At 61.3% G+C, this 22,133-nt stretch carries 18 protein-coding genes; 11 read left to right on the top strand and 7 right to left on the bottom strand.

The features are described 5' to 3' along the window. Positions 1-49 precede the first annotated feature (49 nt). Entirely contained in the window at positions 50-643 is a 594-nt protein-coding gene (locus V8Z78_RS23820) for a TetR/AcrR family transcriptional regulator (protein WP_003064770.1), read from the bottom strand. 168 nt (positions 644-811) lie between these two features. On the opposite strand from V8Z78_RS23820, the gene V8Z78_RS23825 reads away from it, so the two are divergent. From V8Z78_RS23825 to V8Z78_RS23845, 5 genes are all read left to right on the top strand, one after another. Continuing rightward, a complete protein-coding gene (locus V8Z78_RS23825) occupies positions 812-2,056 on the top strand; it encodes a branched-chain amino acid ABC transporter substrate-binding protein (RefSeq protein WP_349732273.1) in 1,245 nt (414 codons plus the stop codon). Between the two features lie 101 nt (positions 2,057-2,157). After that, positions 2,158-3,807: an acyl-CoA dehydrogenase family protein gene (locus tag V8Z78_RS23830; RefSeq protein ID WP_349732274.1), complete on the top strand. Its 1,650-nt coding sequence runs from the start codon at positions 2,158-2,160 to the stop codon at positions 3,805-3,807. Between the two features lie 14 nt (positions 3,808-3,821). Further along, positions 3,822-5,363, top strand: coding sequence for a class I adenylate-forming enzyme family protein (locus V8Z78_RS23835; RefSeq protein WP_003064776.1), 1,542 nt, complete (start codon positions 3,822-3,824; stop codon positions 5,361-5,363). 99 nt (positions 5,364-5,462) lie between these two features. Then, positions 5,463-6,230, top strand: a complete 768-nt coding sequence (locus V8Z78_RS23840) for a tyrosine-protein phosphatase (protein WP_003064777.1) — start codon at positions 5,463-5,465, stop codon at positions 6,228-6,230. A gap of 137 nt (positions 6,231-6,367) precedes the next feature. Next, positions 6,368-6,517: a hypothetical protein gene (locus V8Z78_RS23845; RefSeq protein WP_003064780.1), complete on the top strand. Its 150-nt coding sequence runs from the start codon at positions 6,368-6,370 to the stop codon at positions 6,515-6,517. A 68-nt stretch (positions 6,518-6,585) separates the two neighbouring features. Here the strand turns inward: V8Z78_RS23845 and V8Z78_RS23850 are convergent, their stop codons facing one another. Further along, on the bottom strand, positions 6,586-8,895 hold the full coding sequence (locus tag V8Z78_RS23850) for an NADP-dependent malic enzyme (RefSeq protein WP_012840379.1): 2,310 nt from the start codon (positions 8,893-8,895) through the stop codon (positions 6,586-6,588). Between the two features lie 240 nt (positions 8,896-9,135). Further along, the gene (locus V8Z78_RS23855; RefSeq protein ID WP_314353322.1) at positions 9,136-10,650 is read right to left on the bottom strand and encodes a sulfatase-like hydrolase/transferase; all 1,515 of its coding nucleotides are present in this window, start codon (positions 10,648-10,650) and stop codon (positions 9,136-9,138) included. A gap of 141 nt (positions 10,651-10,791) precedes the next feature. On the opposite strand from V8Z78_RS23855, the gene mnmE reads away from it, so the two are divergent. After that, entirely contained in the window at positions 10,792-12,219 is a 1,428-nt protein-coding gene (mnmE, locus tag V8Z78_RS23860) for a tRNA uridine-5-carboxymethylaminomethyl(34) synthesis GTPase MnmE (RefSeq protein ID WP_054073442.1), read from the top strand. 56 nt (positions 12,220-12,275) lie between these two features. Then, on the top strand, positions 12,276-13,268 hold the full coding sequence (locus tag V8Z78_RS23865) for a restriction endonuclease (RefSeq protein ID WP_034351101.1): 993 nt from the start codon (positions 12,276-12,278) through the stop codon (positions 13,266-13,268). A 116-nt stretch (positions 13,269-13,384) separates the two neighbouring features. Here V8Z78_RS23865 and yidC read toward each other — a convergent pair whose 3' ends face one another. The 4 genes from yidC to rpmH form a co-directional block, all read right to left on the bottom strand. Then, the gene (gene yidC, locus V8Z78_RS23870) at positions 13,385-15,097 is read right to left on the bottom strand and encodes a membrane protein insertase YidC (RefSeq protein WP_349732275.1); all 1,713 of its coding nucleotides are present in this window, start codon (positions 15,095-15,097) and stop codon (positions 13,385-13,387) included. Further along, the gene (gene yidD / locus V8Z78_RS23875) at positions 15,094-15,393 is read right to left on the bottom strand and encodes a membrane protein insertion efficiency factor YidD (protein ID WP_349732276.1); all 300 of its coding nucleotides are present in this window, start codon (positions 15,391-15,393) and stop codon (positions 15,094-15,096) included. Before yidD ends, yidC begins: the two co-directional genes overlap by 4 nt. Continuing rightward, the gene (locus V8Z78_RS23880) at positions 15,390-15,947 is read right to left on the bottom strand and encodes a ribonuclease P protein component (protein WP_179627326.1); all 558 of its coding nucleotides are present in this window, start codon (positions 15,945-15,947) and stop codon (positions 15,390-15,392) included. Before V8Z78_RS23880 ends, yidD begins: the two co-directional genes overlap by 4 nt. 64 nt (positions 15,948-16,011) lie before the next feature. After that, complete coding sequence (gene rpmH, locus V8Z78_RS23885; RefSeq protein ID WP_003060014.1) at positions 16,012-16,146, bottom strand: 50S ribosomal protein L34; 135 nt, start codon at positions 16,144-16,146, stop codon at positions 16,012-16,014. A gap of 44 nt (positions 16,147-16,190) precedes the next feature. On the opposite strand from rpmH, the gene V8Z78_RS23890 reads away from it, so the two are divergent. The 4 genes from V8Z78_RS23890 to gyrB all read left to right on the top strand — a co-directional run bounded on the left by V8Z78_RS23890 (position 16,191) and on the right by gyrB (position 22,015). After that, positions 16,191-16,424, top strand: coding sequence for a hypothetical protein (locus tag V8Z78_RS23890; RefSeq protein WP_034382419.1), 234 nt, complete (start codon positions 16,191-16,193; stop codon positions 16,422-16,424). Positions 16,425-16,639: 215 nt separating this feature from the next. Then, on the top strand, positions 16,640-18,046 hold the full coding sequence (dnaA, locus tag V8Z78_RS23895) for a chromosomal replication initiator protein DnaA (protein ID WP_003064795.1): 1,407 nt from the start codon (positions 16,640-16,642) through the stop codon (positions 18,044-18,046). Positions 18,047-18,177: 131 nt separating this feature from the next. Next, the gene (dnaN, locus tag V8Z78_RS23900; RefSeq protein WP_003064798.1) at positions 18,178-19,299 is read left to right on the top strand and encodes a DNA polymerase III subunit beta; all 1,122 of its coding nucleotides are present in this window, start codon (positions 18,178-18,180) and stop codon (positions 19,297-19,299) included. A 148-nt stretch (positions 19,300-19,447) separates the two neighbouring features. Further along, a complete protein-coding gene (gene gyrB / locus V8Z78_RS23905) occupies positions 19,448-22,015 on the top strand; it encodes a DNA topoisomerase (ATP-hydrolyzing) subunit B (protein ID WP_012836528.1) in 2,568 nt (855 codons plus the stop codon). Positions 22,016-22,133 lie beyond the last annotated feature (118 nt).

Genomic DNA, 22,133 nt, shown 5'->3' on the forward strand with positions numbered 1-22,133 from the left:
AATGACCAACGAGGACCGCCGCGGCTTGCCGCTGGCGGTCTTTTTCATTTCAGGCAGCGCAGCGCAAGGCGTTCAGATAACCGGATATGGCCGTGTTGGCGCGCTGGCGCAGCAAGTCCAGATCCGGCGGTGCATCGGCGGCCAGATAGCTGTGATTGAACAGGCCGTACAGAATGCACTGGCTCACCCGTGCAGCATCGCGCACCGGGTAGTCCGGGGGCAGATCGACGGCCTGCTCTATGGCTGCAGCCCAGGCATCCACACAGCGTTCGAACATCTTGCGGTAGGCCTCGGAAGTGGAGTAGTGGCGCTCCAGCAGATAGTGGGCACCCCATTCATCTGCCCGCTCGCGGTGCGCCTGCAGCTGTGACTCGATCACCGCCTCGGCAATCTGCATCAGCGGCTGGCCCGAATGACTGCCGGTCACGCCGCGAATGCCCAGCAGCAGCGACTTGGAGCGCAGATGCAGGCAGACCTTGGCCAGATCTTCCTTGCCCGAGAAGTACTCGTAGAAGCTGCCCAGCCCGGTGCCCGCCACCAGGACGATCTCGCGCACGGTGATTTCCGCGTAACTGCGCTCAAGCAAAAGCCGAACAAAGGCGTCCTGAAGGGCCTGAAACGTCTGCCGCGCGCGGGACTGCAAAGGGCGGCGACGCCCTGCTGTCGCGGTCGAAGGAGTGCGTGGTTTCATGCTGGCCAAATCCGAACACCTTTTTTGCACGGTTTCCTAGAATTTTTGACAGGTACCTTGATGCCATTGTGCATTGCGGCCTGGTGAATAAAAAATTCTTATGAGAGGACGGAGACAAGCATGCACCCTCGTATTTCCACTCCCCTGGCGGCAGTGGCTCTGGCCTGCGCATCACTCGTTCATGCGCAGCCGGCCACGGTGGTGAAGATTGCCTCGCTGGATACCATGAGCGGCCCCATGGCGGGATTGGGCCTGAATATACTCAAGAGCTTCCAGTACAGCGCCAAGCTTGCCAACGAACAAGGCTGGGCCGGTGCCGTGAAGTTCGAGGTCGTGCCCTTCGACAACCGCCTCTCCGCACAGGAGGCGCTGAGCCTGCTCAACTCCATCATCGGACAGAACATCCGTTATGTGGTGCAGGGTGCCAGCTCCTCGGCCGTGGGCCTGGCACTGCAGGAAGCCATCGAAAAGCACAACAGCCGCAACCCCGGCAAGGAAATCATCTACCTGAACTATGCGGCCCAGGCACCGCAGATGACCAATGCCAGGTGCAGCTACTGGCACTTCCGCACCGATGCGAATTCGGACATGAAGGTGGCCGCGCTGACCTCCTATCTGGCCGGGCAAAAGCAGGTGAAGCAGGTCTTTCTGCTCAACCCCAACTATGCCTACGGCCAGGAAGTCTCGCGCGCCGCACGCAGCATGCTGGCGGCCAAGCGCCCCGACCTGAAGATCGTGGGCGATGACTTTCACCCTCTCGGGCAGGTCAAGGATTACTCCCCCTATATCGCCAAGATCAAGCAATCCGGAGCCGATGCTGTCATCACCGCAGACTTCGGTGCAGACCTGGCGCTGATCGTGCGGGCCGCACGCGAAGCTGGCTTGAGCACGGACTTCTATACCCTCAACGGCAACAACTTCGGCGTGCCCAGCGCCATGGGGGCAGCAGGGCAAGGCAAGGTCAAGCTGATCTCGGCCTTCAGCCCCAACTCTGAGCCACTGGCAAGCAACCCGCTGCTGTCGGGCTTCAAGCGCCAGTTCAACGAGGACTTCATCAACGGCCTGGGCCACAACGCCATGCTGATGCTGGCCCAGGCCATTCGCGAGGCCAAGTCCGTGGAACCTGCCGCCGTCGCGGCCAGGATGTCGGGCATGCGCTTCGAGGGTATCAACGGCCCCGTGGAAATGCGCAAGAGCGACCACCAGGCCCAGCAACCCATCCATGTGCTGAGCTGGGAAAAAGTGGACGGCAAGGCCGTGGTGCATGACCAGGAAGGAACGGGCCTGGGATGGAAGCCCGTGAGCACGGTTTCCGCACAGGCGGCCAGCCTGGACACCAGTTGCAAGATGAAACGGCCATCCTGAACCTGCCCTCGCGGCCTCCGCCCGCCAGTTGCGCATGACATAGAAATCACAAAGCCCTGCGCCCTGCTGCGGGCAGGGCCACATAGCAAGAAGGAGACATCATGACCAGCATTCATCCCCATAACCAGGCTCCGGAGCTCAAGGACTACAACGTCTACACCAGCGACCCGGTGCTGCAGCGTGCCGTGACACGCGGCGGCGCACAGTGGCGCGACCCGGAGCTGCAACGCCAGGGCGCAGAATACGGCGCCGAAGCCACGCTGCGCGCCGCAGAAGAAGCCAATCACTTCGAGCCCGAGTTGCACACGCATTCTCCCTCGGGCGACCGTATCGACCAGGTGCGCTTTCACCCCGCATGGCACCAGATGATGACGATTGCACGGCTCAACGGCATCTCCAACCTGCCCTTCACCGACCAGCGGCCAACGGCCTGGGCCGCCTATGGCGCATCGCTGTTCATGCACAGCCAGATCGAATCCGGCTCGACCTGCCCGACGACCATGACCAAGGCCAGCATTCCGCTGGTGCGCATCAACCCGCAGCTCAATGCGGTGCTGGGGCCGCTGCTGGAATCCACCGATTACGACGCGCGCGACATTCCCGCCGAGGGCAAGCGTTCCATCACCGTGGGCATGGGCATGACGGAGCGCCAGGGCGGCAGCGATGTGCGCAGCAACACCACGCGTGCCGTGGCCTTGAATCCATCGGGCAGCAGCGGTCCCTGGGGCGAGGAATACCTGATCACCGGCCACAAATGGTTCTTCTCGGCCCCCATGTGCGACGGACATCTGGTGCTGGCCAAGACCGAGGAGCGCGGCCCCACCTGCTTTTTCGTGCCACGCTGGCGGTCCGACGGCAGCAAGAACGCCATTCACATCCAACGCCTCAAGGACAAGGTGGGCAACCGCTCCAACAGCAGCAGCGAAGTGGAGTTCGACAACGCCTGGGGCGTGCTCATAGGCCAGGAAGGCCGGGGCATTTCCACCATCATCGAAATGGCCACCTACACCCGCCTTGACTGTGCGCTGTCCAGTGCCGGCTTCATGCGCCAGGCCCTGGTCCAGGCCCTGCACTACACGCGCAACCGCCATGCCTTCGGCCTGCCGCTGGCCGAGCAGCCGGTGATGACCGGCCTGCTGGCCGATATGGCATTGGAATCCGAAGCTGCCACCTGGCTGGCCATGGATCTCGCAGCACGCTTTGGCTCCGAAGACGCCCTGGATCAGGCCTGGCGCCGCATCGTCACGCCTGCCGCCAAGTTCTGGAACTGCAAGCGTGCCGTGGGCTACACAGGCGAAGCCATGGAAGTCTTCGGCGGCAACGGCTATGTGGAGACCGGCCCCATGGGGCGCTTGTTCCGCGAAGCACCCGTCAACTCCATCTGGGAGGGGTCGGGCAACGTCATGTGTCTGGATGTGCTGCGCGCCATTGCCCGCAACCCGGACGACGCCCATCTGCTGCTGGACCATCTGCGTGAAGTCGGTTCGGAGGAAGCCGTGCTGCGTGCGCAGGTGGACAAGCTGCGCGAGGCCGTCACCCTGCCCCCACAGGAGCTGGAGCGCGAGGCTCGCCGCTTCACCCAGCGCCTGGCCACCACGGTGCAAGCCACGCTGATGCTGCAGCATGCGGGCAGCGACAGTGCCTCGGCCTTCATCGGCAGCCGCTTCGACCCGGACTGGGGCCCGGTGGCAGGTGTTGCCTGCGGCAGCAGCGACCCGGCCGCCCTGCTGCGCAATGCCTGGACTGGCTGAGGAGGACGCCAGCAATGATGAATTTCATTTCCCTGCTCGACCAGCAGGCACGCACGCGCCCCGAAAAACTGGCGCTGCGCGCCGACGGTCAGGACTGGAGCTATGCCGCGCTGGCGCAGGCCGGCCGCCGAGCCGCCACCGTGCTTTATGAGCAAGGCGTGCGCCAGGGCGACAAGCTAGGTCTGCTGTGCTTCAACACCCCGGGCTTTGTGTTTGCGCTGCTTGGCGCCTGGCGGCTGGGCGCGGTCGTCGTGCCCATCAACCACAAGCTGCAGGCCCCGGAAGTTGCCTACATACTGCGCCACTCAGGCGCACGGCTGTGCATTGTGGATGGAGCGCGCGCATCGCTGATCGCAACGGTACAGGCCGAACTGCAGCCGGAGGCAGAACTGCGCTGGCTGAGCACGGCTTCTGCCGCCGAAGGCGTGGGCTTCTTCGATGAGCTGCTGGCGCAGGCTGCGCCCTGCGGCGACGAGCATGGCCGACCTGCGCCACACGCTCTGGCCGAGATTCTCTACACCTCCGGCACCACGGGCCAGCCCAAGGGCTGCCTGCACAGCCATGCCAATGTCTTCCATGCCGCCCTGTGTGCAGCGGCGGCCACCTCGCTGTCGCCCACGGAGCGCACGCTGATCGCCATGCCCATCTGGCACTCGTCGCCGTTGAACAACTGGTTCCTGGGCACCTTGCTCATGGGCGGCACCGCCGTGCTGATGCGCGAATATGCGCCCAGGGAGTTTCTGGAGACGCTGGCGCAGGAACGCATCAGCTTCACCTTCGGCGCACCGATTGCCTTTCTGGCTCCGCTGGCCGTGGTGCCCGATGTGGCCAGCTACGACTTCAGCGCCATGCGATTGTGGGCCTACGGCGGTGGTCCTCTGGGCGCGGACATGGCACGCAAGCTGGCTCAGCTCTATCGCAGCGACCGCTTCATGCAGGTCTATGGCATGACCGAATCGGGCCCTCTGGGCACCGTGCTCTACCCCGAAGAAGCCGTAGCCAAGGCAGGCTCCATAGGTCGCTGCGCCATACCCGGCGTTGAACTGGAAGTCCGCCGTCAGGACGGCAGCCTGTGCAGCCCCGGCGAAGTGGGCGAGATCTGCCTGCGCTCTGCGGCCATGATGCAAGGCTATCTGGACAACCGCGAGGCAACGGCCGCCGTGCTGGACGACCAGGGCTGGTATCGCAGCGGCGACCTGGCGCGCGTGGACGAGGACGGCTATCTCTACATCGTGGACAGACTCAAGGACATGATCGTCACCGGCGGTGAGAACGTCTACTCCAAGGAAGTGGAAGACGTGCTCTCGATCCACCCCGATGTGCAGGACGTGGCCGTCATCGGCCGCCCTCATCCCGAATGGGGCGAGACCGTGGTGGCAGTGCTGACCCTCAAGCCCGGCAAGACGCCGGACCATGAGGATCTGCGCCAGTTCATGGAGAGCAGGCTGGCTCGCTACAAGATTCCGCGCATCTTTGAAGTCCGTGACGCGCTGCCACGCACCGCGACCGGCAAGCTGCTCAAGCACATGCTGCGCGGCAGCACGACCAGCCACTGAGGCAGGCGGCGCTTTTCGTCGGGGCCGACGATGCATGCGCCGCAGCTGGGTAACACGGATGACATGGACGGGTCTTTGCAATCCGCTATAAGCAGTGATATGCAACTGAACCACGACCTGCTGACGGAGCGCCCAGCGCGCCAAGTCTCCCTCTCGGGAGCCTCCAATTTCCGTGATCTGGGCGGATATCGGGGCCTGGACGGCCGCCGCCTGCAATGGGGCAAGCTGTACCGCTCCGCCCATCTGGCGCATCTGACGCAGCAGGATCTGGAGCAGCTGCAAAAGCTGGGCATCCACCGCAGCGCGGACTTTCGCGGAGAAGGCGAAAGCGCGCATCTCTCCTATGACTGGCCCAGGATCGAACGCCATGCCCTGGTCGTCGAGCCCACGGTAGTGCAGCGCGCCCAGTCCATGATGGAGCAGGGCCGCAACCTCAGCAGCCGCGATACCGAGGAGCTGATGCATGACACCTACCGCAGCTTTGTGAACGTGTACGGCAATCGCTTTGCACAGTTCCTCGCGCTGCTGCAGCTCAGCGATGCGCCGCTGGTCTTTCACTGCACGGCCGGCAAGGACCGCACTGGCTGGGCAGCTGCCCTGCTGCTGACGGCGCTGGGTGTGGACGAGGAGCAGATCATGGAAGACTATCTGCTGACCAATCAGTACTTCAGACGCCCCGCCCAGATGTACGGCCAGCTGTCCGAAGAGGCTCTGGATGCGCTGTGGCGCGTACAGCCGTCCTACCTGATGGCCTCGGTCGATGTGGTGCGCGCCCAGCATGGCAGCGTGGACCGCTATCTGACCCTGGTTCTGGGTATAGACGGTGCTGCACGCGAGCGGCTGGCCGAGCTGTATCTGGAGACCTGATCAAATTTGATAGCTGCCAATGCTTATCCTGAATTGGTTTCATACCAATTTCAGGCATAACAAGCTGTTACGGCAGGGTATCTTCGGCCCGCTACCATGGGCCATAAGCCGCAGTGGATGCGGACAAGGAAATGCAGATGCGCAAATGGCTCACCCTGGCCGCAGCAGCCGCCACGCTGGCGCTGACGGCCTGCTCCGGCACCATGCCGGCCTCCTCCAGCTCCAGCGGCTCCAACAGCGTGGAAATCTTTGGCACGGTGGACACAGGCGTCAGCCGCACCTGGTAAGCCCCGCCGCAGGCACAGAAAAGCCCGCCGTGCTCCATGCACGGCGGGCTTTTGTTTTTACCGCGTAATTAACGGCTGACGTTGGCGTCGGCCACGGTCAGCGCCGTCATGTTCACGATACGGCGTACCGTGGTGCTGGGCGTCAGCACATGCACGGGCTTGGCCGCACCCAGAAGCACCGGGCCCACCGCAATGCCGCCGCCGGCAGCCTGCTTGAGCAGGTTGTAGCTGATGTTGGCGGCGTCGATGTTGGGCGACACCAGCAGGTTGGCATCACCCAGCAGCGTGCTGTTGGGCATGAGCTTGGCGCGGGCCTTGCCGTCCAGGGCCACATCGCCGTGCATTTCGCCATCCACTTCCAGCCAGGGCGCCTGCTCGCGCAGCAGCTCCAGGGTCTGGCGCATCTTGACGGCGCTGGGCTGGTTGCTGGAGCCGAAGTTGGAGTGGCTCAGCAGCGCAGCCTTGGGCTTGATGCCGAAGCGCATCATTTCCTCGGCGGCCATGATGGTGATCTCGGCCAGTTGCTCGGCCGTGGGGTCGTAGTTGACGTGGGTGTCCACCAGGAACACCTGGCGCTCGGGCAGCAGCAGGCCGTTCATGCAGGCATAGGTGGCCACGCCGCTGCGCTTGCCGATGACCTGATCGATATAGTTCAGGTGCACATTGGTGTTGTTCCAGGTGCCGCAGATCAGGCCGTCAACCTCGCCCTTGTGCAGCAGCATGGAGCCGATCAGCGTCAGGCGGCGGCGCATTTCGATCTTGGCGATGGGCGCGGTGATGCCCTTGCGCTCCGTCATGCGGTGATAGCTCTGCCAGAAGTCGCGGTAGCGCTCGTCATGCTCGACGTTGACCACGTCGTAGTCGGCGCCTTCCTTCATGCGCAGGCCGAACTTCTCGATGCGCTGGGCAATGATGGCGGGACGGCCGATCAGTGTCGGGCGGGCAATGCGTTCGTCCACCACGATCTGGGCCGCGCGCAGGATGCGCTCTTCCTCGCCCTCAGCATAGGCCACGCGCTTCTTGGTGGCCTTCTTGGCGGCATGCACGATGGGCTTCATCATGGTGCCGGAGGCGTAGACAAAGGTCTTCAGGTGCTCGCGATAGGCATCCATGTCCTGGATGGGGCGCTTGGCCACACCGGCTTCGGCCGCAGCCTGGGCCACGGCGGGCGCCACGATCAGCATCAGGCGCGGATCGAAGGGCTTGGGAATCAGGTACTCGGGGCCGAAGCTCAGCACCTCGCCCACATAGGCCGCTGCCACTTCTTCGGACTGCTCGGCCTGGGCCAGCGCGGCAATCGCATGCACGCAGGCGATCTCCATCGAGGTGGTGATGGTGGTCGCACCGCAGTCCAGCGCACCACGGAAGATGTAGGGGAAGCACAGGACGTTGTTGACCTGGTTGGGGTAGTCCGTGCGGCCCGTGGCGATGATGGCGTCGTCGCGCACCGCCTTCACATCTTCAGGAATGATTTCCGGGTTGGGGTTGGCCAGCGCGAAGATGATGGGCCTGGCCGCCATCTTCTTGACCATGTCCTGCTTGAGCACGTTGCCGGCGGACAGGCCCAGGAAGGCGTCGGCGCCCTCAATCACCTCACCCAGCGTGCGCAGCTCGGTCTTCTGGGCAAACAGCGCCTTGTCCGGATCCATCAGCTCGGTACGGCCCTCGTAGACCACGCCGGCGATGTCGGTCACGAACACGTTCTCACGCTTCAGGCCCACTTCCAGCAGCAGGTTCAGGCAGGCCAGAGCCGCGGCGCCGGCGCCCGAAGCCACCAGCTTGACCTCTTCGATCTTCTTGCCCGCGACCTTGAGCGCGTTGACCATGGCCGCTGCCACGGTGATGGCCGTGCCGTGCTGGTCGTCGTGGAAGACGGGAATGTTCATGCGCTTGCGCAGCTCGCGCTCCACGAAGAAGCACTCGGGCGCCTTGATGTCTTCGAGGTTGATGGCGCCGAAGGTGGGCTCCAGCGCAGCAATCACGTCGACCAGCTTTTGCGGATCCTTCTCGTCGATCTCGATATCGAACACATCGACGCCGGCGAACTTCTTGAACAGTACGCCCTTGCCCTCCATCACGGGCTTGGAGGCCAGCGCACCGATGTCGCCCAGGCCCAGCACTGCCGTGCCGTTGGAGATCACGCCCACGAGATTGCCGCGGCTGGTGTATTTGAAAGCCGCAGCGGGGTCCTTGACGATTTCCTCGCAGGGCGCAGCCACGCCGGGCGAGTAGGCCAGGGCCAGATCATGCTGATTGGCCATGGGCTTGGTTGCCGTGATGGCCACCTTGCCGGGCTTGGGGAACTCGTGATACTCCAGTGCCGCCTGACGCAGCAACGCACGTTTATCAATCGAGGTAATGGGCTTGGTGTCGGACATCAGCGGTCTCCAGCTCGCAAAGTAAGTCATCCGCAGTAAGGACTCTCTATGGGCACACAGCCCGGCCCCTGCGCTCCTGCGGACGATGAAATCGGATTTTGGATTGTAGGCCGAGTGCTATCAAAAAAAGAGGGGGTGCAGCTCGGCGTTTAAGGTCAAACAGCCATGACTGTTCAATAACAATGCAAACAAAATCATAACATTATGCGAACAATGCATAACACATGGAGATTTTGCACCTCAGGGCGTGCAGGCATCGTCGCGATAGAGCTCGGCATAAGGCACGCCATCGAAATGCAGCTTCCGGCTGTCCTGCAAATGAGGCATCGCCGTGCTGGCTTCGTATCCCTGAGCTGCAATCAATATCTCGGGCGCCAGAGTCGTGCTGTGTGCCATAGGACTTTCAGAGATCGCCACCTCTTCACTCCTTTGCAGACCCCTCATTGCCTCATTCGCCCAATATGCCAGCGGCACCTCCAGCACTGACTGATCATTGCTCTGGCGAGGGCTGTCCACACAAGGAGGAACTCCAAGGCCATGATCAGACACGTAAAGCAGCGCGCTTGGCGCGTCAGACGCCTCATCCACCATGCGAATCCAGTCGGCCAGCAGGTCCGAGGTATAGCGAATCGAGTTATCGTATGCATCTGCGCCCTCATAGCGGGAACGCGGGTAGCGCTGGGAGATATCGGGATGACTGCCGTAGGTATGAAGAACCACCAGCTTATGTGACGCGTCATCCGCCAGCGACTTCTCCAGCCAAGTCGTCATCACTTCGTCATGTGCCCCATTGCCCACCTTGGCATAGACATCCGCAGAGCGACGCAATATCTGCGAGTACATATCCTCGCTCTTGTCATTGAATCTGGAGTTCGAAAAGACAAAGGTCTTGTAGCCAGCATGCCGAGCCAAATCCAGGAACGAAGGCGAGGCATTTTTCTGGCTGTCGAAAGCAGACTGCCCCGTCAAAATATAGGGCAGCGCCTTTGCGGTATTGAAGCCATGAGCCATGACCTTGTAGGTACGCAAACCGGAAACCTGTCTCAGTGACTGATTGGTATCGTCTTCCTGATAGCCCAATAGCGACCAGCGATGGCTGCTGGCGCTCTCACCAATAATCACCACCAAGGTGTTCGCCTGAGATGCACTTGGCCTGGCTGGCAGTGTCGGCTGATAGAAAACCTCTTTTTCCAGATCGCCATAACGCACTGCTGCCTTGGCCATATGCATGGGGTAGATATGACGCAGTTTATGCACATAGTCATTGACGGTGAACTGCTGAGTCATGCCAAAGGCAAAAAAGCTGGTCCAGAGCAATCCTATGCCCAGCAGTATTCTTTTCTCCCATTTCTGAAATGGAGCTGCTCCAGCCTTGCAGTTTTTAAAGAGAAAGTAGCCACATCCGAAACTTGCCACCAGCCAGCACAGCACGACAAGAATCATCTGGCGATTGATAGAGCTCAGGAACTCGGCAGCCTCATGAGCTTCGGTGCGCAGCAGCGTGGCAATGGAAAACTCATCGATCATGTTTCCCAAAAACTGGGCATGAAAAATATTCGCAGCGCCGATAAACATCAGCAGTGGAATACAGATCGCCAGAGACTTTCGGGACAGCGCCAAAGGATAGAAGAACAGCGCGGCCAACAGCGTGTAGCCCACCTCTTTTCCATATGAGCGAATGAGAAACGGAGGTGAAAAAAGCAATATCCAGGCGATTAGAGAGCCCAGCCTCATTGCAAAGGAAGATATATTCATATTTCGTGACAGATTTGTGACGATTGTATGAAATACTTCTTTTGTTAAATAGCCGCCCAAGCAGCGCTCACCACTGATTTCCTAGGACTTGACCCGCAGGGCTATGATTCGCGGTTTCTCTTCTCGACCGAAAGTCCGCCCATGCTTCCCCGCCACAACGACCCGATTGCCGCCATTGCCACCGCTCCGGGGCGTGGTGCCGTGGGCATTGTTCGGGTCTCCGGCAAAGGCATTGCTGCGCTGGTACGGACGCTTTGCGGCAAGGAGCTGAAACCGCGCGAAGCGACTTATCTGCCTTTCAGGGACGCGGGCGGCTCGCCCATAGACCATGGCCTGGCCATCTACTTTCCCGGCCCGCACAGCTACACGGGCGAGGATGTGCTGGAGCTGCAGGCCCATGGCGGCCCCGTGGTGCTGCAGCTGCTGCTGGCACGCTGTCTGGAAGCAGCACAGAGCGCCAATGAAGACGGCAAGCCGGTGTTGACTGGGCTGCGCCTGGCCCAGCCCGGCGAGTTCACCGAGCGTGCTTTTCTCAACGACAAGATCGACCTGGCCCAGGCCGAGGCGATTGCCGACCTCATCGATGCCAGCACCGAAGCGGCCGCGCGCAGTGCCAGCCGTTCGCTGTCGGGTGCCTTCTCGCAGGAAATCCATGTGCTGCGCGATGCCCTGGTGCATCTGCGCATGCTGGTGGAGGCCACACTGGACTTCCCCGAGGAGGAAATCGACTTTCTGCAGAAGGCCGATGCCTTTGGCCAGCTGGAGCGCCTGCGCCACCAGGTCACTGCCGTGCTGGCACGCGCCCATCAGGGCGCGCTGCTGCGCGAAGGCATCAAGGTGGTGATTGCCGGCCAGCCCAATGCGGGCAAAAGCTCGCTGCTCAACGCACTGGCGGGGGCCGAGCTGGCCATCGTCACCCCGATTGCCGGAACCACGCGCGACAAGGTGCAGCAGACGATTCAGATCGAGGGCGTGCCCCTGCATGTGATCGACACCGCAGGCCTGCGTGACAGCGATGACGAGGTGGAGCGCATCGGCATTGCACGCGCCTGGGACGAGATTGCAGCGGCCGATGCCGTGCTCTTCCTGCACGACCTGACCCGCGTGGAACAGGCCGACTATGCGGCAGCCGATGCCGATATCGCCCACACCCTGCAGGACAAGCTGCCCGCGCAGGTACCGGTCATCCATGTCTGGAACAAGACCGATATGGCGGCTGCCGACGTGCAGTCCCGCCACACCGCCCAGCTCAATGCCGAGCAGATCGCCTTGTCGGCCCGTACCGGCGATGGCCTGGATGCGCTGCGCAAGCGCCTGCTGGAAGTGGCGGGCTGGCAATCCGCCCCCGAAGGCCTGTACCTGGCCCGCGCCCGCCATGTGGAAGCCCTGCAGGCCGTGGATGCCCATCTGGAGATGGCCGACGAGCAGCTGGCCGCTCAATCCGCCCATCTGGACCTGCTGGCCGAGGAGCTGCGCCTAGCCCAGCTGTCGCTGAACTCTATTACCGGCGAATTCAGCTCCGACGACCTGCTGGGGGTGATCTTCTCCAGCTTCTGCATTGGCAAATAACTGTGGTGTTCCGTCAGCAGAAATAGTGGACCGACACCCACTCAAAAAGGACTTTTATGGCACGGATGTGGATGGTACGAGGCGAAGGCGGCAGTCTGTACGATGCTTTCCGAGAGCAAGGCGTGGTCGCCGTCGGCTGGAGTCAGTTGGCGCCACATGCCAAGCCTGGAGTTGACCGAAAGCAGTTAATTGCACTCTTTCAATCCATGGAGCCGCAGTCCAAGCAAGGCAGCGTGATATCGGGCGCTTCGCAGGTCTGGCGTTTCGTCAATGAAATCCAAGACGGCGACTGGATCATTACTTACTCACCAGCCAACCGCCTCTACTCGATCGGCAAAGTTATGGGGCCATCCGAGCACCGCCCAGAATCGGCCGAGCAGGGCTTGTCTTTGGTGCGCAAGGTTCAGTGGCAAATGCAAGAACTCGCACGCGACAGTCTTAGCGCCAGTACAAAAAACAGCCTGGGCTCAACCCTGACTCTGTTTGAAGTCCCGTCCAGCGCAGCAAACGAAATACAAGCCGCACTAAAGGGCAAGCCAGCCCCAATACAGGCATACGAAGTAGAAGAAGAAACAATTGACCCACTGAGTGGCATTGAGGAACGTGCGCGAGAGCAGATCAAGGACCTCATCGTCAATCTGAGCTGGAAAGAGATGCAAGAGGTCGTCGCAGGCATCCTGCGAGCCATGGGCTACAAGACACAGGTGTCGCCAGATGGAGCAGACCGGGGCAAAGACATTGTTGCATCGCCCGATGGTTTTGGCTTTGAACACCCTCGCATCGTCGTTGAGGTCAAGCACCGCAAGGAGCAGATGGGTAGCCAGGATATCCGCAGCTTCCTCGGTGGCCGACACAAGGATGACCGGGGTCTGTATGTAAGCACAGGCGGCTTTACCAAGGATGCACTGTACGAAGCAGATCGTGCCTCCATCCCATTGGCGATGTGGACACTAGAGCATGTAGTCCGTGCATTAATCGAGCACTACGATGCCACCGATGCCGAGACCAAGCGCCTCATTCCACTAAAGCGACTGTATTGGCCTGCATAGATCTTTGATCAGACGGCGCATCAACATCGTTGGCAACCAACGAAATCTGCCCTTATTCGTCTCATAAAAAAACGCCACCTTTTCAGGTGGCGTTTTTGTTGGCGCTGGCGCCGTGCTTACTTGCCTTCGGCAGCCTTGCCGAACTTCGGCAGGTTGAACTGAGGCGGCACGCCCATGCGCTTGTTGATGATCCACTGCTGAGTGATCGACAGAATGTTGTTCGTCAGCCAGTACAGCACCAGACCCGAGGGGAAGAAGAAGAACATCACGCTGAACATCAGCGGCATGATCCACATCATCTTGGCCTGCATGGGGTCAGGAGGAGCGGGATTCAGGGCGGTCTGCAGCAGCGAGGACAGAGTCATCAGCAGCGGCAGGATGAAGAAGGGATCCGGCACCGAAAGGTCATGAATCCAGCCAATCCAGGGCGCGTTGCGAATTTCCACGCTGGATTGCAGCACCCAGTACAGAGCCATGAAGACAGGGATCTGAATGACGATGGGCAGGCAGCCGCCCATGGGGTTGACCTTCTCCTCGCGGTAGATGCGCATCATCTCCTGCTGCATCTGCTGGGGCTTGTCCTTCAGACGCTCGCGCATTTCCTGAATGCGGGGGTTGATGGCCTTCATCTTGGCCATCGAGGAGTAAGCCTTGGCGTTGAGCCAGTAGAAGGCAATCTTCAGCAGCACCACCAGGGCCACGATGGACCAGCCCCAGTTGCCGATGAACTTGTGCAGCTCGGACAGCAGCCAGTACAGCGGCTTGGCCAGAATCGTCAACCAGCCATAGTCCTTGACCAGTTCCAGACCGGGCGAGAGCTTTTCCAGCATGGGCTCGACCTGAGGGCCGGAGAACAGGCGCGAGCTCACAGTCTTGGTCTGGCCGGGCTCCACGGTGCCCACGGGCGTGATCATGCCCACGGCGTAGAGGTTGTCACCCACCTTGCGCACGAAGTTGTCACGCTGGATGCCGTCGGCCAGCAGCCAGGCGCTGGCGAAGTAGTGCTGCACCATGGCCACATAGCCATTGGAGGATGCCTTGTCGACTTCGGCCTTGCCGTTCTCGATGTCCTTGAACTCGACCTTGTGGTACTTCTTGGCTTCGGTATAGACGGCCGGGCCGGTGAAGGTGGAGTAGAACGTGGACTCATGCTCGGGCTTGTTGCCGTCGCGCACCAGCTGCATGTACAGCTGGGGGTTCACGGCGGCAGAGCCGGTGTTGACCACATCGTGCTGCACATCGACGGCATAGGAGCCGCGCTTGAGCGTGAAGGTCTTGACCAGCTTCACGCCACCCTGGTCGGCCGACTCGAAGCGCACTTGCACGCTGTCCTGACCGTCCTTGAGCTCGCGCTCGCCGGGCATCACGGTCATGGGAGTCTTGTGCGTGGGGAAGTTGCCACCGATCAGGCCGGTCTGACCCAGATACACACGCTTGGCGTTTTCCTCGAACACCTGCATGAGCTTCTTGTCATCCACGGTGTCGGAGTACTTGAGCAGCTCGGAAGCTTTCAGCGTGCCGCCTTCGCTGTCGAAGGTCAGACGCATCACATCGCTGCCCACGATCACGTCCTGACGGGGCGTCACGGCTGCTGCGGGCTGAGCCGCGGCATTGGCGGCACCGGGCACATCGCCGGCAGAAGCTGCTGCTGCGGGCTGGGGCACGCTGACGTCAGCAGGCTTGACATCAGCCGCAGCAGGCGCACTGACCGTCTGCGGCGATGGGAAGAAGGTGGGCTTTTTGCCGTTATGGATTTGCCACTTGTCCCAGAGCAAAACCATGGAAAAGCCAAATATCACCCACAGTATGGTGCGGCGAATATCGTTCATGAAGACTTCTTAGGTGAGGAAGGTTGGGTGGTCGCGGAAGAGTCCGAGGCATCGTCCAGAAAGGAAAACAGCCTGGGCTTTTGCTGTGGCACGGGATCATGCCCTCCGTCACACCACGGATGACAACGCGCCAGCCGGCGCACCGTCAGATAAGAGCCTACCGCAGCGCCGTGTTGCTCCAGCGCTTGAAGGGAATAGGCCGAGCAGGTCGGCTCGAAGCGACAGGCCGAGCCCAGCCAGGGACTGAGCAGCAGCCTGTAGCCACGCACTACAGCCATGAGCTGTCGCTGCATCATGGCTGGTTCTCCGGCTGATTCGCTATCAAATCAGTAGCTTCTTGCGCTTTACCATCAATGGCTTGAGGTGAATTCTTCTTCAAATCCACCTCCGCCTCGGCGGCCTGACGGGCCTGCGTCAGGCGGCGCGCCCCGGTCGCAAAAAGCTGTTGCAGTTCCTTGCGGACCGCGGCCTTGAGCTGATCCGAAGTTGCACTGACGAATTGCTTACGGTCAAACCCCGAGCGCAGGCGCACCACATAGGAAGCACACAGCAGGGCATCCTCGTAATCCGAGGACACCGCGTAGATCTGGCGCTTGATGGTGTGGCGCGTGACCGAGCGGCGTGCCCAGCGCTTGGGCACCATGGCACCCAGCCAGGCCTGCTTGCGCACGGCACCAATGCCAAACAGGGCCTGCGGATCGTTCGATCCGGGCCCTGTCCTGGGGTTGGCAACCATGTCGGGAACCTCGGCCACCAGCTCCATGCGATGCAGGGCGAAGTGCGGGGTACGGGCAATCGTGCCCGCGGACATGGTGGCCTGGAATTGCGGACGCGTTTTCAGCCTTTGCATAGGAGAGCCTCCGTTCAGAGGCCTTCAGCGCAGCGAATGAGCAGACCGCTAGCCAACGCCGGCCTTAGACGGCCAGACGCTTGCGGCCCTTGGCGCGACGTGCGTTGATCACGGCACGGCCACCCTTGGTCTTCATGCGGACCAGGAAACCGTGGGTACGGGCGCGGCGGATCTTGGAAGGTTGGTAAGTACGTTTCATGTTGGTTCCTTGAGAAGGTTCAGTATTTGCGTCGGCAAGGCGCCATGTCTGCGCCCGACCATTCCGGTTTTGCGCCGCACACTGTCACCGCCAAACCCGATATTTTTTCACATGCCGTGCATGTCATCGGACCAGAAGGCAACAAACGGAACAAAGCACCCGCCACAGCGCTAAAGCAACTGGGCGCGCGCGCACAAAAAAGGCGCCCGGCTCATATCACCCTGAACACATTCAGGGAAACCGGGGATTATCACAGCGTTGCGCCTTTGATGCAATGACCCTTGAATTTGCTAAGGACTCACGGGGTATCCCGTCAAGCACCTGCGCAGCCCAGAGATTCTTTACAAACAGCAGGCGGCCAATCTATTAGGATGTGCAGCCTATAACGCACCGGAGTCGGGGACAGCCTTCTGATATTTTGTGGATAACTTCCGCAAAAGCTACAATACCAACCCCGCAACTGTTCCTCCTATCCACAATTAGACTTTTGACAATGACAGAGGAACCAACCAATGATGCAGGCCAGGCCCTGTGGCAGGTCTGCGTTGAGCAACTGGGTCAGGAGCTGCCAGAGCAGCAATTCAACACCTGGATCAAGCCGCTGACGGCACTCGTTGCAGAAGATTTTTCCAAGGTCACCGTCTATGTGGCCAACCGCTTCAAGCTGGACTGGATCCGTGCCCAGTATGCGGGCCGCATCTCGGCCATGCTGGAGTCGCTCTACGGCCAACCCGTCACTCTTGAGTTGGCACTTGCTCAGCGGGAAAGCGTTGTCCGTACTTATGTGCGCCCTCCGTCGTCGACACAGCAGGCTGCGCCTCAGACGCACAATGTCGCTGTGCCCACCGTCACCAGCGAAGAGGCCAGCGCACCGGTTTTCCGCACCCGATTGAACCCGGCCCTCACCTTCGAGACGCTGGTCGAAGGTACGGCCAACCGCATGGCGCGCTCGGCCGCCATGCATGTGGCAGGCTCGCCTGGTCATCTCTACAACCCGCTGTTCATCTACGGCGGTGTCGGTCTCGGTAAGACCCACCTGGTGCATGCTGTGGGTAACCAGCTGCTTAAGGACAAGCCCGACGCCAAGATTCTCTACATCCACGCCGAGCAGTTCGTCTCGGATGTGGTCAAGGCCTACCAGCGCCGCACCTTCGACGAGTTCAAGGAACGCTACCACTCGCTCGACCTGCTGCTGATCGACGATGTGCAGTTCTTCGCCAACAAGGACCGTACGCAGGAAGAGTTCTTCAATGCCTTCGAGGCCCTGCTGGCCAAGAAGAGCCATATCGTGATGACGTCCGACACCTACCCCAAGGGTCTGGCCAATATTCACGAGCGCCTGGTCTCGCGCTTCGACTCCGGCCTGACGGTGGCCATCGAGCCGCCCGAGCTGGAAATGCGCGTGGCGATTCTGATCAACAAGGCCCGCGCCGAGAACGCCGACATGCCCGAGGAAGTTGCCTTCTTCGTGGCCAAGAACGTGCGCTCCAACGTGCGTGAGCTCGAAGGCGCGCTGCGCAAGATCCTGGCCTATTCGCGCTTCAACCAGAAGGAAGTGTCGATCCAGCTGGCCCGCGAGGCGCTGCGCGATCTGCTCAGTATTCAGAACCGCCAGATTTCTGTGGAAAACATCCAGAAGACGGTGGCTGACTACTACAAGATCAAGGTGGCCGACATGTACAGCAAGAAGCGCCCGGCCAGCATTGCCCGGCCGCGCCAGATTGCCATGTACCTGGCCAAGGAGCTGACGCAAAAAAGCCTGCCCGAGATCGGCGAGCTGTTTGGCGGCCGGGACCACACCACGGTGCTGCACGCCGTACGCAAGATTGCGGGCGAGCGCCAGACCAACACCGAGTTGAACCAGCAGCTGCATGTGCTGGAACAAACGCTCAAGGGTTGATGAAAACTCCCCCATGAATGTCACTCACACAGGGCAAAATGGGGAATTCACGCGGCATGAGGGAGCGTCCGCCCTGCCCTGCGGATGCCGCCGCGTCAAAACAAATGCGCACTTAAATCACTGAGGTTGACATGATCGTCCTGAAAGCCACACAAGACAAAGTTCTCGCGGTCCTGCAATCGGTGGCCGGCATTGTCGAGCGCCGCCACACGCTGCCCATTCTGGCCAATGTGCTGATCAAGAAGACCGGCAATGCACTGCAGCTGACAACCAGCGATCTGGAAATCCAGATCCGCACCACGGCCGAGCTGGGCGGCGACGCTGGCGACTTCACCACCACCATCGGTGCCCGCAAGCTGATCGACATCCTGAAGACCATGCCCGGCGACCAGACCGTGAGCCTGGAGACGCAGCAGTCCAAGATGATTCTGAAAGGCGGCAAGAGCCGCTTCACGCTGCAGACCCTACCCGCCGAAGACTTCCCGCTGGTGCAGGAATCGGCCGCCTTCGGCCCCGCCTTCAGCGTGCCGCAGAAGGTGCTCAAGGACCTGCTGGGCCAGGTCTCCTTTGCCATGGCCGTGCAGGACATCCGCTACTACCTGAACGGCATTCTGTTCGTCGCCGAAGGCAACACCCTGAGCCTGGTGGCCACCGACGGCCACCGCCTGGCCTGGGCCAGCGCCACGCTGGATGTGGAAGTGCCCATCAAGCAGGAAGTGATTCTGCCGCGCAAGACCGTGCTGGAGCTGCAGCGCCTGCTGTCGGACGCCAGCGGCGAGAACCAGCCCGTCATCGAGATGCAGTTCGCCAACAACCAGGCCAAGTTCACCTTTGGCGGCATGGAGTTCGTGACCAAGCTGGTCGAGGGCAAGTTCCCCGACTACAACCGCGTCATCCCACGCAACCACACCAACAGCGTGACCCTGGGCCGCGCCCCGCTGCTGGCATCGCTGCAGCGCACGGCCATCATGACCAGCGACAAGTTCAAGGGCGTGCGCCTGTCGGTCGAGCCCGGCACGCTGCGCGTGGCGTCCAACAACGCCGAGCAGGAAGAGGCCATGGACGAACTCGACATCGACTACGGTGGCGACACCATCGAGATCGGCTTCAACGTGACCTACCTGATCGATGTGCTCACCAATATGAGCCAGGACATGGTCAAGATCGATCTGCAGGACGGCAACAGCTCGGCGCTGGTCACCATCCCCGAGAACGAAAGCTTCAAGTACGTCGTGATGCCCATGCGCATCTGAGTGGACCGAACGCAGCCAGCCATTTCATTGCCTGAAATAACAGGAGCAGCTACCGCTCGTCCTGTAATGATTTCAGGCAAGTATTCATTTGAAAGTTATGCAGGTCAGGCGCCAACAGCTCCTGACCTTGTAGCAGCAAGGTAATTTCATGACCGAAGAGAACAAGCCAGACACCCAGACCGCCGCAGATGCAGGCGGCTATGGCGAAGGCGCAATCCAGATCCTGGAAGGCCTGGAAGCCGTGCGCAAGCGCCCAGGCATGTACATCGGTGACACCTCGGACGGCACCGGTCTGCACCACCTGGTCTTCGAGGTCGTGGACAACTCCATCGACGAAGCCCTGGCCGGCTACTGCGACGACATTCTGGTCACCATCCATGCCGACGGCTCGCTGTCCGTCATCGACAACGGCCGCGGCATTCCCACCGGCGTGAAGATGGACGACAAGCACGAGCCCAAGCGCTCGGCTGCCGAAATCGCGCTGACCGAGCTGCACGCCGGCGGCAAGTTCAACCAGAACAGCTACAAGGTCTCGGGCGGCCTGCACGGCGTGGGCGTGTCCTGCGTGAACGCGCTGTCCGTCTGGCTCAAGCTCACCGTCAGCCGCGACGGCCGACGCCACGAGATCGACTTCTCGCGCGGCTTTGTGCAGAACCGTTTGATCGAAGTCGTGGACGGCGCCGAAGTCTCGCCCATGCGCGTGGTCGGTGCCAGCGACAAGCGCGGCACCAAGGTGCACTTTCTGCCCGACCAGGAAATCTTCAAGGAGAACTTCGAGTTCCGCTACGAGATTCTGGCCAAGCGCCTGCGCGAGCTGTCCTTCCTGAACAACGGCGTGCGCATCCGCTTGAAGGACGAGCGCGACGGCAAGGAAGACGACTTCTCGGGCGCCGGCGGCGTCAAGGGCTTTGTGCAGTTCATCAACGGCACCAAGAAGGTTCTGCACCCCACCACCTTCCATGCCAACGGCTCGCGCCCTGCGGAAACCTATGGCGGCATTCCCGGCACCGAAATCGGTGTCGAAGTGTCCATGCAGTGGAACGACAGCTATGCCGAGCAGGTGCTGTGCTTCACCAACAACATTCCCCAGCGTGACGGCGGCACCCACCTGACCGGCCTGCGCGCGGCCATGACCCGCGTGATCGGCAAATACATCGCCGACAACGAAATGGCCAAGAAGGCCAAGGTCGAAGTCTCCGGCGACGACATGCGCGAAGGCCTGTGCGCCGTGCTCAGCGTCAAGGTGCCCGAGCCCAAGTTCTCCAGCCAGACCAAGGACAAGCTGGTCAGCTCGGAAGTGCGCGCGCCCGTGGAAGACATCGTGGCCAAGAGCCTGACCGACTTCCTCGAAGAAAACCCCAACGACGCCAAGATCCTCTGCGGCAAGATCATTGAGGCCGCGCGTGCCCGTGAAGCCGCGCGCAAGGCCCGCGAAATGACGCGCCGCAAGGGCGTGCTAGACGGCATGGGCCTGCCCGGCAAGCTGGCCGACTGCCAGGAAAAAGATCCTGCGCTGTGCGAAATCTACATCGTCGAGGGTGACTCCGCCGGCGGCTCCGCCAAGCAGGGTCGCGATCGCAAGTTCCAGGCCATCCTGCCGCTGCGCGGCAAGATCCTGAACGTGGAAAAGGCCCGCTACGAAAAGCTGCTGTCCAGCCAGGAAATCATCACCCTGATCACGGCCCTGGGCACCGGCATCGGCAAGGTCAGCGAAGACTCGGGCAAGAGCAGCAGCGACGACTACAACCCCGACAAGCTGCGCTACCACCGCATCATCATCATGACCGACGCGGACGTGGACGGCGCCCACATCCGAACTCTGCTGCTGACCTTCTTCTACCGCCAGATGCCCGATCTGGTCGAGCGCGGCCATATCTACATCGCCCAGCCGCCGCTGTACAAGGTCAAGAACGGCAAGGAAGAGCTCTACCTCAAAGACGGCCCGGCCCTCAACAAATACCTGCTCAAGATCGCGCTGAACCATGCCAGCGTGAACACCGGCGGCGACAATCCGCGCACCGTCGAAGGCGAAGAGCTGGCCAAGCTGGCCAACATGCACCTGGCCGCCGAAACCGTCATCGAGCGCCTGTCCAACTTCATGGATGCCGAAGCCCTGCGCGCCATTGCCGACGGCGTGCAGATCAAGCTCGACACCATCGAGGAAGCCCAGGAGTGCGCCCCGATTCTTGAAGCCAAGCTGCGCGAGCTGACCACCACCGGCGTGCCCGCCGATGTGACGGCCGAGATCGACCCCAACAGCGAGCACCCCATCCTGCGCATCAGCCGCCATCACCACGGCAATATCAAGAGCTCCATCCTGACCCAGGAGTTCGTGCGCAGCCATGACTACGCCGCCCTGTCCGACGAAGCGCAGAACTTCGTCGGCCTGCTGGGCGAAGGCGCCAAGGTCACGCGCGGCGAAGGCGAGAAGGCCAAGACCGAAAAGGTCGGCGACTTCCGTCAGGCCATGGCCTGGCTGATCTCCGAAGCCGAGCGCACCACGGGTCGCCAGCGCTACAAGGGTCTGGGTGAAATGAACCCCGAGCAGCTCTGGGAAACCACGATGGACCCCAACGTCCGCAGCCTGCTGCAGGTCAAGATCGGCGACGCCATTGAAGCCGACCGCGTCTTCACCATGCTCATGGGCGACGAGGTCGAACCGCGCCGCAACTTCATCGAAGACAACGCGTTGCGCGCGGGGAATATCGACGTTTGATGTTGTTGTAGCTGGAACCGGCGCTGTTGCATAAATCAGCCCCAGGCCAGACTTCCCCAACCCCAGGCGTGGCTACGCCACAGCCGCCGTCTGCGGACAGCCCAACTCTGTGAACCGA

The organism is Comamonas sp. wu1-DMT (assembly GCF_040187805.1).
In the GTDB taxonomy this organism is placed as follows: Bacteria; Pseudomonadota; Gammaproteobacteria; order Burkholderiales; family Burkholderiaceae_C; genus Comamonas; species Comamonas thiooxydans.